Source organism: Congregibacter sp., assembly GCF_965660375.1.
Taxonomy (GTDB): domain Bacteria; phylum Pseudomonadota; class Gammaproteobacteria; order Pseudomonadales; family Halieaceae; genus Congregibacter.
The window spans coordinates 1-12,302 of record NZ_CBFHZO010000076.1; the positions used below are offsets into that span (position 1 = coordinate 1).

The 12,302-nt window shown below is 56.1% G+C and carries 13 protein-coding genes and 1 pseudogene; 5 read left to right on the forward strand and 9 right to left on the reverse strand.

All coding sequences use genetic code 11. The annotated features are described in order from the left end of the window. Positions 1-474: pseudogene (locus ACTG3T_RS06730) on the reverse strand (phosphoribosylformylglycinamidine synthase); the annotation flags it as partial. A gap of 122 nt (positions 475-596) precedes the next feature. Between ACTG3T_RS06730 and mltF the strand changes: the two are divergent. Continuing rightward, the gene (gene mltF / locus ACTG3T_RS06735) at positions 597-2,036 is read left to right on the forward strand and encodes a membrane-bound lytic murein transglycosylase MltF (RefSeq protein WP_439101497.1); all 1,440 of its coding nucleotides are present in this window, start codon (positions 597-599) and stop codon (positions 2,034-2,036) included. A gap of 73 nt (positions 2,037-2,109) precedes the next feature. Here the strand turns inward: mltF and tadA are convergent, their stop codons facing one another. Together tadA and ACTG3T_RS06745 are read right to left on the reverse strand one after the other, a co-directional pair. Beyond that, the gene (tadA, locus tag ACTG3T_RS06740) at positions 2,110-2,565 is read right to left on the reverse strand and encodes a tRNA adenosine(34) deaminase TadA (RefSeq protein ID WP_439101498.1); all 456 of its coding nucleotides are present in this window, start codon (positions 2,563-2,565) and stop codon (positions 2,110-2,112) included. A gap of 25 nt (positions 2,566-2,590) precedes the next feature. Beyond that, a complete protein-coding gene (locus ACTG3T_RS06745) occupies positions 2,591-3,895 on the reverse strand; it encodes an APC family permease (protein ID WP_439101499.1) in 1,305 nt (434 codons plus the stop codon). Between the two features lie 128 nt (positions 3,896-4,023). Between ACTG3T_RS06745 and ACTG3T_RS06750 the strand changes: the two genes are divergently transcribed. After that, positions 4,024-4,500 carry a hypothetical protein gene (locus ACTG3T_RS06750; protein WP_439101500.1) on the forward strand — a complete coding sequence of 159 codons (477 nt, stop codon included), beginning with the start codon at positions 4,024-4,026 and terminating at the stop codon, positions 4,498-4,500. A gap of 34 nt (positions 4,501-4,534) precedes the next feature. Here ACTG3T_RS06750 and arsB read toward each other — a convergent pair whose 3' ends face one another. The 5 genes from arsB to ACTG3T_RS06775 form a co-directional block, all read right to left on the reverse strand. Beyond that, a complete protein-coding gene (gene arsB / locus ACTG3T_RS06755) occupies positions 4,535-5,560 on the reverse strand; it encodes an ACR3 family arsenite efflux transporter (protein ID WP_439101509.1) in 1,026 nt (341 codons plus the stop codon). 20 nt (positions 5,561-5,580) lie between these two features. Further along, positions 5,581-5,991: an arsenate reductase ArsC gene (locus ACTG3T_RS06760; protein WP_439101501.1), complete on the reverse strand. Its 411-nt coding sequence runs from the start codon at positions 5,989-5,991 to the stop codon at positions 5,581-5,583. Further along, complete coding sequence (locus ACTG3T_RS06765; RefSeq protein ID WP_439101502.1) at positions 5,988-6,392, reverse strand: ArsR/SmtB family transcription factor; 405 nt, start codon at positions 6,390-6,392, stop codon at positions 5,988-5,990. The genes ACTG3T_RS06760 and ACTG3T_RS06765 overlap by 4 nt, the downstream gene beginning before the upstream one ends. A 92-nt stretch (positions 6,393-6,484) precedes the next feature. Beyond that, entirely contained in the window at positions 6,485-7,423 is a 939-nt protein-coding gene (locus tag ACTG3T_RS06770) for a septation protein IspZ (protein WP_439101503.1), read from the reverse strand. A 77-nt stretch (positions 7,424-7,500) separates the two neighbouring features. Then, complete coding sequence (locus ACTG3T_RS06775; protein ID WP_439101504.1) at positions 7,501-9,192, reverse strand: aminotransferase class V-fold PLP-dependent enzyme; 1,692 nt, start codon at positions 9,190-9,192, stop codon at positions 7,501-7,503. Positions 9,193-9,361: 169 nt separating this feature from the next. On the opposite strand from ACTG3T_RS06775, the gene ACTG3T_RS06780 reads away from it, so the two are divergent. The 3 genes from ACTG3T_RS06780 (at position 9,362) to ACTG3T_RS06790 (ending at position 11,580) form a co-directional block, all read left to right on the forward strand. Beyond that, complete coding sequence (locus tag ACTG3T_RS06780; protein ID WP_439101505.1) at positions 9,362-9,808, forward strand: Lrp/AsnC family transcriptional regulator; 447 nt, start codon at positions 9,362-9,364, stop codon at positions 9,806-9,808. A gap of 125 nt (positions 9,809-9,933) precedes the next feature. Further along, a complete protein-coding gene (locus ACTG3T_RS06785; protein WP_439101506.1) occupies positions 9,934-10,383 on the forward strand; it encodes a MarR family winged helix-turn-helix transcriptional regulator in 450 nt (149 codons plus the stop codon). Between the two features lie 261 nt (positions 10,384-10,644). Beyond that, positions 10,645-11,580: a helix-turn-helix domain-containing protein gene (locus tag ACTG3T_RS06790; protein ID WP_439101507.1), complete on the forward strand. Its 936-nt coding sequence runs from the start codon at positions 10,645-10,647 to the stop codon at positions 11,578-11,580. A 55-nt stretch (positions 11,581-11,635) separates the two neighbouring features. Here the strand turns inward: ACTG3T_RS06790 and ACTG3T_RS06795 are convergent, their stop codons facing one another. Then, on the reverse strand, positions 11,636-11,854 hold the full coding sequence (locus tag ACTG3T_RS06795; RefSeq protein ID WP_439101508.1) for a hypothetical protein: 219 nt from the start codon (positions 11,852-11,854) through the stop codon (positions 11,636-11,638). Positions 11,855-12,302: the final 448 nt, after the last annotated feature.

Consider the following 12,302-nt stretch of genomic DNA (forward strand, 5'->3'; position numbering starts at 1 on the left):
TGCCGGCGCAAGCTGGGAAAACAGCGCGGCCACCCCCGGGAGCGTGCACGTGGTCTCTTCCACCATTCGATCGTGGAGCTCGCCGGAAAGGTCATTCCAGTCCTGAGTCCCCGGCTTGAGACCCTCGAGCTCGTAGGCACAAATGCGCTCGACGCGATGAACCTCATCAAACCCGCAGCGACGCACAATATCTGTGGCCTTGCTGGACCACGGGGAAATAGTGCCGGGACGCGGCATAACAAAAAGCCAGCTGCCCGCCTCCAAAGATTCAAGGGCGCAAAAGTCCGGAATTGCTGCCTGGCGGAGCAGATCCGCCAAATGGGCAGCACGTTCTGCATCGAGCGGCTCTGCATCGACAACATGCAAAAAACCACAGCGCTGGAGACTGACCGCAGGCCATCGCTCCTGTAAACGTTGTTCCAACGCTTGCTGTCGGAAAGGGGACAGGGCCGAAGCGCCAGGGATAACGAGCATCAGAGGGGGATCTCTCGGTGGCAAAAGCGTGAAGCTGCGAAGGGGGAATTGTACCGCCACCACGGCGCGGCGTTAAGAGAAAAGCAGGTCTTGGGGGGCTTTTAAAGCGTTACAATCGAACCATGGCTCATCTCCGCGTGCTTCTCAGTCTTTTCGCTCTGCTTACGGCTTGCCTGCTGACCGCCTGCAATCAGAACGGCGACACGCAGGAAGCAATACAGGAGCGCGGTAAGCTTCGACTGATCACCCGCAACGGCCCCACCACCTATTACCTGGGGCGCGGGGGCCCCAAGGGGTTTGAATACGACCTGGCGGCACTGCTGGCGGAGGAGTTGGGCGTCGAACTCGTCGTCTCCCAGGCCTTTTCCATCGAAGAGATTTTCGCGGCCCTGGAACGGGGCGAAGCGGACATCGCGGGCGCGGGATTGACGCACACCGAGACCCGCAGTGCACGTTTTGCCAGCTCCACGAGTTATGCGACACAGACACCTCAGGTGATTTACAAAGTGGGACGGAAAAAACCCCGCAAACCCAAGGACCTCAGGAATATGAGTCTTGCGGTGCTTACCAACAGCAGTCACGAAGGGCTACTGGAGAGCCTGCGTGAGGAGAGCCTGGATTGGTTGAGCTGGGACAGCATCGATGCCAGCGACACCGCCGCGCTCCTGGCATTGGTCAACGAGGATCAAAGCGACCTGGCTGTGGTGGATTCCAGAGATTTTTTCATACAGCAAAATCTGGTGCCCAGGCTTGAGGTTGCCTTCAATCTTGCCCCGGAGAAGGAGATTGTCTGGTACCTCTCACGCTCAGCCAAGGACACACCGCTACTGGCAGCAGTGAATAACTTTCTCGAACGCCGTCAGGCCGATGGGAGCATCGATGCCATCCGTGCCCGCTACTTTGATCGAGACGACGCTATTTCCCGGGTGGACTCACAAACGTTTGTCGGCAAGGTCCGCAAAGATCTGAGCCGCTATCAGCAACTCATTGAAATTGTTGCAAAGGAACAAAAAATCCCCTGGGAGCTTCTGGCGGCCATCAGCTATCAGGAGTCTCACTGGGATCCCGAGGCCACCTCACGCACAGGGGTTCGCGGCATGATGATGCTCACCCTGGCCACCGCTGAAGAAATGGACATCGACGACCGCACGGACCCGGCGGAGAGTCTTCGTGGTGGCGCGCGCTACTTCAAGAAGCTCAGGCGACGACTACCCGAGGACATTTTGGAACCGGACCGAAGCTGGCTTGCTCTTGCGGCCTACAACATCGGCATGGGCCATTTGGAGGACGCCCGGGTGCTCACCGAACGACGGGGTGGTGATCCCCATTTCTGGGAAGACATCATGGACACCCTGCCGCTGCTGGAGGAACCGCAGCACTATCGTACCCTGCGCTACGGCTACGCCCGGGGCTTGGAGGCTGTGCGTTACGTGCAGAACATCCGTCACTACTACAATATCCTCCGCTGGCAGACGGCCCGCGCGGAGCGGCCTGAGGCTCCCCGGAATGCGGAAGAGCTGGTGCCAGAGACTCTCCGCGGTTTGAAGCTTCGCGCACTATGAGCCTTCATAGACCTCGCTGAGTCACGGGTGCAGGGAATAACCCCTGATACTAAACAACCGTAAAAACGCGGTGTCAGCGGCGCTCGCGGAAAAAACTTCGTAGCAAAGCAGCGCTTGCGGGCGCATTGTGTTCGTCCTCGAGCCAGGCGACATGATGATTGAATGCTGATTCATCCAGAAGTTTCCGGGAGCTGATCACGGCGCCGGCCCGGGGCTCCCGGGCTGCGAATACCAGCCTGCTGATACGCGCATGGACCAGTGCACCGCAGCACATGCTGCAGGGCTCCAAGGTGACATAGAGAGTGGCACCGGGCATGCGATAGTTCTCCAAAGCGGTGGCCGCGGCGCGCAGGGCGTTAATCTCTGCGTGAGCAGTGGGGTCCACGGAACCGATCTGGGCGTTGCGGCCCTCCCCCAGGATACGCCCATCAAGCGCCACCACCGCACCTACGGGGACCTCACCCTGCTTTGCTGCCTCATGGGCCAACTCCAGCGCCCGAGCCATAAAATCAAACTCGGCATCGCTCATGGGGCAACACTTTGGAACGGTACGCTCACAGCTTTTCCCCCAAACCAACGCGTTTTTCGAAAGCATAGAAAAGAAAACCTGCGAGTAACAGCACACCCACGGCGATCCAGGACTCCACCTTGGACTGCATCAGCAACCACAGACAAATCGCCAGGCCCATGCCCGGTATCAAATAACCTCCTTTCAACCGATAGGCATCCTGACGCACAGCGACGCTGGCATGGCGACGGATCGCGGGCAGGGATGCAATACAAATAATGTAACTGAGTAGACGTGCCACGGAACTGGCGACGGCGAGTTTCACAAACGATCCGGTCAATGCAAGCCCCAGCGCAAGGGCACCCATTACGACGATGCAGCGATCCGGCGTGGCGTAGCGCGGATGTACGTGGGCAAACCATCGGGGCAGCTGACGGTTCTCCGCAAGAGAAAACACCAGACGGGGCGCTGCGAGCATGGAGCCCGCAAGGTTGCCGCCGATGGAAAAAACCGCGGCAAGGGTAATGGCAAAGGCGCCTGCGGTTCCCGCGAGGGCTCTTCCCACATCCACCAGGGTGGCATTTGCATAATCGCCCTGGTCAATCACCGACACAAAAACCAGGACGATGAGAAAGTACAAAACTCCGATCGTCGTCACCGTTGCTACCAGCACGCGGGGCAGTGTGCGGCGAGGGTGAGTCGTTTCTCCCGCCGTGACACCGACCGTCTCAAAGCCCACAAAGGCATAAATCATGAGCAGGGTCGTACTCCCCAGATCGTCAACGAGAAGCGCCGCCGAGGGCAATAGGGTACTCCCCGACACATACTGAAAACCGAGCAGCACAAGAACGAGCAACGGTGCCGCCTTGAGAAAAGTGAACACCCCCATTGCACGCACACCATCGCGAACACCGAGAATGTTGGCCCAGGTCAGCCCGAGAATCACCGTGGTGATGATGAGCATTCGCGGCACGTCGCCTGCCAACACTTCGAAGAGCGAACCCAGATAGGAGGCCATCACCGTGGCATTGGCAGCGAAGGCCGTGGTGCGCGACAAAAAAAGCAGCCACCCAGTGCCAAAGCCGGCGAGGGGCCCAAAGGCATCGGTCGCGTAAAGTACCGGCCCCCCGGTTTCATCGTAATAGCTGGCCAGCTCCGCAAACACCAGAACAACGCTGAGAAACAGTGCCCCTACGATTAAAAACAACCAGGGACTGAGCAGACCGGCGTTAACGGCGACCTTTCCAGGAAGGGCGAATATCCCCGCGCCGATGAGTCCGTTTAGCACCAGGAAAGCAGCACCAAAGGATCCGATGTCCCGACGCAAGCGGTTTTCTGTGTGATTTGCCATGGCGGGGATGGTAGCAGATGGACCTGTCCTGCCACGCATTACCGGAGGGCATTCTGGCAACAAAAAAAACGCTGCTTTTGCGTCATAATAGAGTTATCCCTTGAAACACAATAAAGATATGTCTCCCTATGAGAACAACGCATATTGATGATTTTCACTACTGCTGCGCCGAGGTGTTCTGCGCGCTGTATTCTGCTTTTCCGGTGCCCTATCTACTGCTGGTAGAGGATACAACCGGCCCTATCAAATGGGATATGACGGGACTGCCGGATCGGCGCTCCCAGGCCTGCTTCGAAACTTTCGTGTGGCTTGGGGAGCACGACCTGCTGCGGTTTCGCACCCTGGAGCCCAGAAACACCGGGATAGAAGGCGCCGTACTCACGCAAAAGGCCTTTGTATTGCTCGCAAGCCACGTCACCTGGACCTCGGGTGAGATGACAAGTCGTATCGAAGCTTTGTTGGAGGCGCGAAGAAACCGCGCCTATGCCGATCTCGAAATGCTGATCAATGATATTTTTCGTGCCAATTGCACCTGGTCAGCACCGGTGACCTCAAAACCTCTGCCGAAATCAGAACCGCTGAAATCGGTGGACAGCGAGAGCTAGGCGACGCCTTTTTCTCGAACGTCAAACACGAGCGTCACGCACGGCCCTCAAAATAGCCCCGGGTAGCATTCGCGAGAGCCACGAGAGACAGCATCACTGGCACCTCCACGAGCACCCCCACCACCGTCGCCAGGGCGGCACCGGAGTTCAAACCGAAAAGACTGATCGCGACGGCCACGGCTAACTCAAAAAAATTGGAGGTACCGATCAAAGCAGCGGGCGCTGCTGTGTCGAAGGGAACGCGCCAAAGGTAGGCCCATCCGTAGGCCAGGGCAAAAATACCGTAGCTCTGTATCAGTAGCGGCACCGCAATCAGGGCGATTACCAGGGGCCTGTCAATAATCGTCTGCGCCTGAAACCCAAAGAGCAGTACCACCGTTGCCAGAAGTCCCAGCACGGAAAACGGTTTGACCCTGGTCGTAAACTCATCAATGCGATCATTCCCCGCCGCACCGTCCAACGCCTTGCGCGTTGCGTAGCCTGCGGCAAGAGGAATGATCACGTACAGAAAAACCGATAGCAGCAGCGTCTGCCAGGGTACAACGATATCGGTAATGCCCAAAAGAAGTGCCGCGATGGGCGCAAAGGCAAACACCATAATGATGTCGTTTATGGAAACCTGAACCAGGGTGTAATTCGCATCGCCGCGCACCAGCTGACTCCAGACAAACACCATGGCTGTACAGGGCGCTACCCCCAGTAGAATCATTCCCGCTACGTACTCTTTGGCGCTCTGGGGATCGACCCAGCCCGCAAAAACAACCTCAAAGAAAAACACACCCAAAGCCGCCATGGTGAAGGGCTTGATCAGCCAGTTCACCACCAAAGTAACGCAGAGACCTTTGGGCTTTTTACCCACATCCTTGAGCGATGCAAAATCGACGCTCACCATCATCGGGTAGATCATCACCCAGATAAAAACAGCGATCACCAGGTTAACGCTGGCATATTCCAAAGCGGCAATAACTTGAAATACCCCCGGCATCACGACGCCCAGCGCAACACCGGCGACAATGCACAGACCCACCCACAGGGACAGATAGCGCTCAAACAGGCCCATGGTTGACGGCGACTCCCCGGTCACAGCAGATCTTCCTCAATTCGGTTTTTCAGGAGATTAAAAGCGTCATCAAAGGCTTGCCGTACCTCATCGTCCGCTCCCTCCGCTTTGGCCGGATCAGGAATACTCCAGTGCTTACGCTCAAAGCGCCCCGGAAACGCAGGACAGGTCTCCTTCGCCGCCTGATCGCAGACGGTAAGAAGGAGATCGAAGCGATGGTCTAAGAACTCGTCCCAGGACTTACTCCTGGGATTGGCGACAGGCACAGCGTGACGAGCCAAAGTTTCGAGGGACTTGGGATGGACATAACCGGCTGGAAAACTACCCGCACTTACCGCCTCGTAACGTCCCGCACCCAGGTGATTGATGAGAGCCTCAGCCATCACCGAACGGCAGGAGTTGCCCGTGCACAACACCAGTACTTTTTTCATTGACGGTTTTGCTCCATGCCCTTGTCTTTGTCCTTGTCCTTGTCCTCAGATTCGCAGAAGTTACTCAACTCGATAATGGAACACCCCGCCTCTTTGTCTTTGCGAATGTTCGCAAACGCGCCGTTACAGCAGTCTTCGACCATGAACGCGATAAGATCACGGGTTATGTCAAAGTTGGCGGAGTAAATGACGGACCGCCCCTGCTTTCGGGACGAGATGATTCCGGCGTGGGACAAATGGCTCAGATGAAACGACATGGTGTTGTGCGGCGTGCCCAGCGCTTCGCTGAGCTCGCCTGCCGCCAGGCCGTCAGGACCGGCCTGCACAAGAAGGCGAAAAGCACCGAGGCGGGTTTCCTGAGCGAGGGCTGAGAACATCGACACGGCATTACTTATTTCCATATGTCTAGAATAATCGACATATTAAGCCTGTCAAGATCTGCCACAACAATTATGCTGTGGTTCATCCCATGGAAACTCTTATCTGACCGGTATCACGCCTGCGCTGTGGCTTCGCGAGCGCCCCGCCGCGCCCAAAAATACACGCTGTAGGCCAGACCAATAGACAAAGGGGTATCGATAAACGTCGTGTAGGTAAGCCAGGTGTCCTCACTGAAAAGCGTTGCCACAAAGTAGTTGGCCCCGGCCATGAACAAGCCGAGCAGCCCAAGACCCAAAGCCATGCGCCCTGCATCTATGGGCTCGGGCATATAACGCTGCATCCTCTCCCCAAAATACTGACCTTTGCGGATTGCGCCATCGGTAAAAAACAGCAGGGCCGAAGCGACTCCCAGAATCGTGCTCTTCATCTGCACCATAAAATCACTCTGGAACGCCAGAGAGAACAAAGCAGAGACCAGAAGCATCACCGTCCCGAACACCGCAAAGCCCCCCAGAAGATCAACGCGAATAAAACGTTGCGCCGTAACCAGCGCCAGCCCTGCTCCCGCTCCAATCAACGCAGCGAGCGTGAGATTGCCGGTGAATTTTCCCACCAGAAAAAACAGGGCACCAAGACCGATGTCAGCATAGATCGAATATTTGTTGCGCTCCCAGCGCGCCGCAGCGGCTTTCGCGACCTCGGGGTCCTGAGTGGGCAGCGCCTTAAGAAAGCGCGATTCCTCGGCAAAGTGAATACTCGTGTCCGGATGGCTCGCGTAAACCGGTTGCCCATCAACAAAGGCCTCTATACCCACCGACAGCCAGTTGATGTAGCCCACCTCTACCCGAAGCTCCGCGTCGTTGCCCTCGCTGGAAAGAATCGCGCGATGCACTGGGTTGCGATACCCGGCAGAAAACACAAGCTCCTGACTGTCCTGAAGCTCCCCATCGATAAACAGACGGGATTGCATGCTTTGTAAACCCACGCTGACCTCAACGAGGCAGGCGTGAGTGTCATAGCTGAAGGGTCGCTGATAGGTCCAGAAACTCATTTAGAAGTCGCGCCTTTTCACTGACTACCCAGAGAAGAGAAAAGTCTAAGTGGTTTTTTGGCAGACGCCAAAAAACACTACACACAAACCTGATTTTGCTCCGACGACCATTGCCCCAACTGTCTGCTGACCTCCTGAGGCAGAACAAACCACCGCAAGGCCTCGGCGGCTTGGGATAGCGCTAACGCATAGTGACGTTCCTGACGCCGGGTGCGAAGCAGTTCATCGAGCGCTCGCTCCCATTGGCCATCCAGGGGCACGGGCCGCGATTCTCTGTCATCGTCACTTAATGGGGAAGACAGAAAATCGTGAGTCTGAAGATCAGAGGGAAGATTCATGGGCTGCCCCTGATAACGCCACACTCCAGTCTCTTCATCGAATTCATAGAAAGGGAGCATGCGCCAGCCATGGTCCGCCACCAGCGCTAAGGCATTCAAGAGATAATCGAACTCGGCATCGCTTATAAAGTAGTTGAAATTCAGCCTCACCCAGCCCGGTCGCAACACACCGGCTCCGCGCTGAATCTCTTTCTCCAGCGCCCGGCTGTATTGCCGATCCATGGCGAGCAGGCTGTGACCATAGGGTCCGGCGCAGGAACATCCACCGCGAACCTGAATCCCAAAAAGGTCATTGAGAAGCGCCACGACAAAACCATAGTGGAGATCTTTTTCCCCATGCTTGAAACGTAAGGACATGATGGACACGCGCGGCACATCACCGCATCCCAACACTTCGATGTTCGGACATTTAGCGAGAAAATCCGTGGCGCGTTTGAGGTAATCGGCTTCCCGTCGTTCTATTTCATTAGTACCCACTGCCTGCTGCAGCTTGAACACCAGACCCGCGCGAATCGACTCTCCTATTGCCGGGGTTCCTCCCTCCTCCCTGCGCTCAATATCTTCGATGTAACTGTGACCCTCAGGCCTCACGTAACTCACAGTGCCTCCGCCGACGGTGGACGGCACGGAGTTAGTGAAAAGCTGCTGTTTTGCAACCAAGACGCCAGGCGTACCCGGGCCGCCGATGAATTTGTGGGGAGAGATAAACACCGCGTCTATAGCTGCGGGCCCATTCATGTCGATGGGCACATAGGGCGCGGCCGCAGCATAGTCCCAAAACGCCAGGGCATCGTGGTCTTTCAAAAGTCCGGTTACGTTCAGTACGTCGGTGCGAATACCCGTGACATTGGAGGCCGCCGAAAAGCTGCCGATTTTTACCGGTCTGTGGTGATACTCCTCCAGCTTCTCTTCCAGCGTGTTTTCGCACAGCTGCCCTTCCTTTGTGAGCGGAATCACCACCACCTCGGCTACAGATTCCCGCCAGGGCAGCTCGTTGGAGTGATGTTCGTAAGGTCCCACAAAAACCACAGGCCGTTCGTCGACGGGAATTTGAGCCGCGAGGTCAAAGCGGCGATCCAGGTCGTGGGGCAAACGCATTTGCAGAATATCGATGAGCTTGTTGATCGCAGCAGTAGCACCCGGACCGCAGAAAACCACGCGATCATCCTGACCGGCGTTAACTGCCCTGCGAATCTCGTCTCGGGCCTGTTCGCGAAGCGCCGTGGTCTGCGCGCCGCTAAAAGAGTTCTCGGTATGGGTGTTGGCGTAAAACGGCAGCACCTCATCGCGAATGTAGTCTTCAACAAAGGTCAGGGAGCGTCCGGACGCCGTGTAGTCCGCATACACCAGCGGTTTTACGCCGAAGGGAGTGGTGATAGCGGTGTTCGCACCGATAACCGAGTTTCTGATGTGTTCTACAAGCTGATCCATTGATGCCACCCATTAAAGCATTTGAGAATTCTATTCCTTAGGAGACGAAATATGATCTCTAATTGGGTCGTTAATTTATTTAAATTCGAAACTTTGTTTCACCATGCCTACCAATATCGTGATTTAATTCCGCACCAGCTGCATACGACTCCCAAACAAGGCTATTTCCGTGGACAAAACAGACCGTTTGATTCTGACCCGCCTCCAACGAGACGCCTCTTTGTCCGTCGCTGATCTGGCGGAACAGGTGGGAGTGTCCAAATCCGCCTGCTGGCGACGCATCCAGAAGCTGGAGGATCAGGGCATTATTCGGGGCCAGGTCACCCTGCTGGACCCGGTGGCTGTGGGACTCAGCCTCACCGTCTTTATTTCTATGAAAACGAACCAGCACAACCGTGAATGGGCCACACAGTTTCGAGACGTTGTGGAAGGCATTCCGGGAGTACTGGAGGTCTATCGTATGGGGGGCGACATCGACTATCTCATCAAGGCGGTAGTTGCCGATATGCCCGGCTACGACAGCTTGTATCAGGAGCTCATCAAGGCAGATCTTTTTGATGTGACCGCCAGTTTTGTGATGGAGAGCATCAAGGAGACATCTGAGCTACCGCTGTAAGGAATCATCGCTACGGACACATCTACATCGACAACGATTAATTAATTGATAGAGTCAATTATTGACCCTATGATGTATATGTAAGGCCTTAATCGATTGTCACATCAAAAGGGCATTCAAAAAGCATGAGCGATAAGGGTTCGATCGGTGGGAGCACGGGCTACTGGCTGACGCGCGTCACTCGGTCCATGGAACAGGACTTCGAAATCCGCCTTGCCCCCCTGGGTATCACGCGGGCAGCATTTGCCGTTCTCAGCGCAATCCAAAACGACAACAAAACGACACCGGGCGATCTCGCACAGTTTCTTGGCGTGAATGGCGCCGCCATCACCCGGCATCTGGACAGAATTGAAAAGCTGAAGTTCATTGAGCGCACTCCCAGCGCTTCGGATCGCCGCTCCACTGTTATTGCCGTGACCAAAGAGGGCCGCAATGCAGTTCGCCGCGGACATGCTGCCTCGAAATCCACCAACAAAAAATTCACAGTGGATTTCAGCGAGGAGGATATTCAATGCCTCCATGCTTGCCTCCAAAAGATGCTTGGCAGGTCTGAGAATCCCCTACCGGACCTGTAGAAACTGCGAGCCTGTGAGCAAAAAAAACACCCATCACTTCATCAGTGCAGTGTTTTGCGTCATGCGTCACGGAGCCCATTGCACGCAGGATTAGCTTAACGATAGAACCGCATAGCAAGGAACGGAGATCGCGACATGCATCAATCAAGTAACCACGCTGTCGCATCGCGGTCTCCAGCCCGACACTCCGCCCCCTCGAAGACGCATTTTGTCCGCAGCAGTTCCCTACGACCTTTTACGAACAGTCTTGGGGCTTGGGGAGTGCCCGTAGAGCGCTGCCTCTCTAAAGCTAATCTGCCGCATTCTGAACTCATCAAAAATGAAGGACTTCTCTCACTGGTTTCCTGTTATCGCTTTCTCGAACTGGTCTCGAAGTCCGAGGACGTATCAGAGCTCGGGGAGAAAGTGGCGGAGCGAACCTCGGTGCTTGATCTGGGGGGATATGGCTCCCTGCTGGGTCGCTCTGCAACGGTCGGGGATTACATCGATCGCGGCATTCGGTTCATGGCTGATCACAGTAACCACGGCTGCACCATGTGGCTAAGTTGTGAAGAGGACTCGGTTCGCATCCATCAGCGCATGGCCCTGGGTGATGGCATAGGCCCGGCGATTGTCGATGCTTACACCTTGGTGATGACTATCAACACGTTGCGGCAATGGCTTGGCCCACAGTGGATTCCCAATGACCTGGCGCTGCGGAGCGGCACCGCAGAGCTTCTGGGAAGCTGGCTATCCGAAGCGTCTCCCGGGAACCTGCGTACCCAGCAGCCGCACACATCGTTCACGGTGCCCCGCCGAGCGCTGGGCCTGCCCGTATCGCAGTGGACGCACGACGCGGTGACGCAAGCCTTTGGGTCGTCGGTGCCAGCTATGCCCGAAGGCTTTCTGGCAGCCGTGGAATATCTGGTGGAATCTCTGGACTGCGATGGCAAAGTCAGTATCGATATGCTGGCTGAGTCCATGGGGACCAGCACGCGTCATTTGCAGCGACGCCTGGCCATGGAAGGATGCAGCTACACGGAGATAGTCGCACGAACCAGGCTTTGTCGCGCCCAGCAGTGGCTTCGGGATTCGCCGATGTCGGTCGCGGAAATCGCGGCGGAGCTGGGCTACACAGATGCCTCGAACTTTGCTCGCGCATTTCGCAGGGCCAGCGGAGCGTCTCCAGCCGAATATCGCAAATGGCATGCCTTTTAGGGCACTGTTTTAGCGCACTGTCGTTAACCTAGACGAGCCCAGATATAGAACCTATCTACTGGAGCGCCTCCGCTGATTTGCGATAGGTCTCACAGGCGGCCGCTTCCGCCTCGTTATCCCCGGCCTTCTTCACACACTTTTGGTATTTTTCGACCAGCGCCAATCGCTCTTCGTTGACCTTGGCCATCGACTTGTTGGCCTTGCGCTCGGCGCCCCCACAGGCGACCGTGAGAAAGGCCGTCATAAAAATTACTGCACAGTATTTAAGTTTCATTTTTATTCCTCGACACCCCTAAACCAAAAAACCTTAACGCCAGCGAGGTGGTTTTGGAAGTCGTGCAACGCGCGCAGACCATGATTTCCATCAACGATTCATCATATTTTCGCGGCCACCCCCGTACCGAGCGTTTTTATGGCGCGAAATGACCGGCGGGATTGCCCGTTACGCGGTACGCTCATTTTGTATGGAGTCTGGGCTACACGCCGGAGGAACATGCGCTTTAGCTAGGACCATGCGTGCCGTATCACGCAACCCCGGCCTTATTAACTACTTCGATTTTGCTATCGATCATAGGGAGATAACCGGTCATGACATTGAATAAGCCACGAAACAAGCGTCTCAGGATGCACCAGTTTGCGGCCCTTACCGCGCTCCTGGGAATAACAGCGGGCGCCCTCGCCACGGAGCCGGTCACCGTTGCCAACTACGTGCGCGCCGAGTC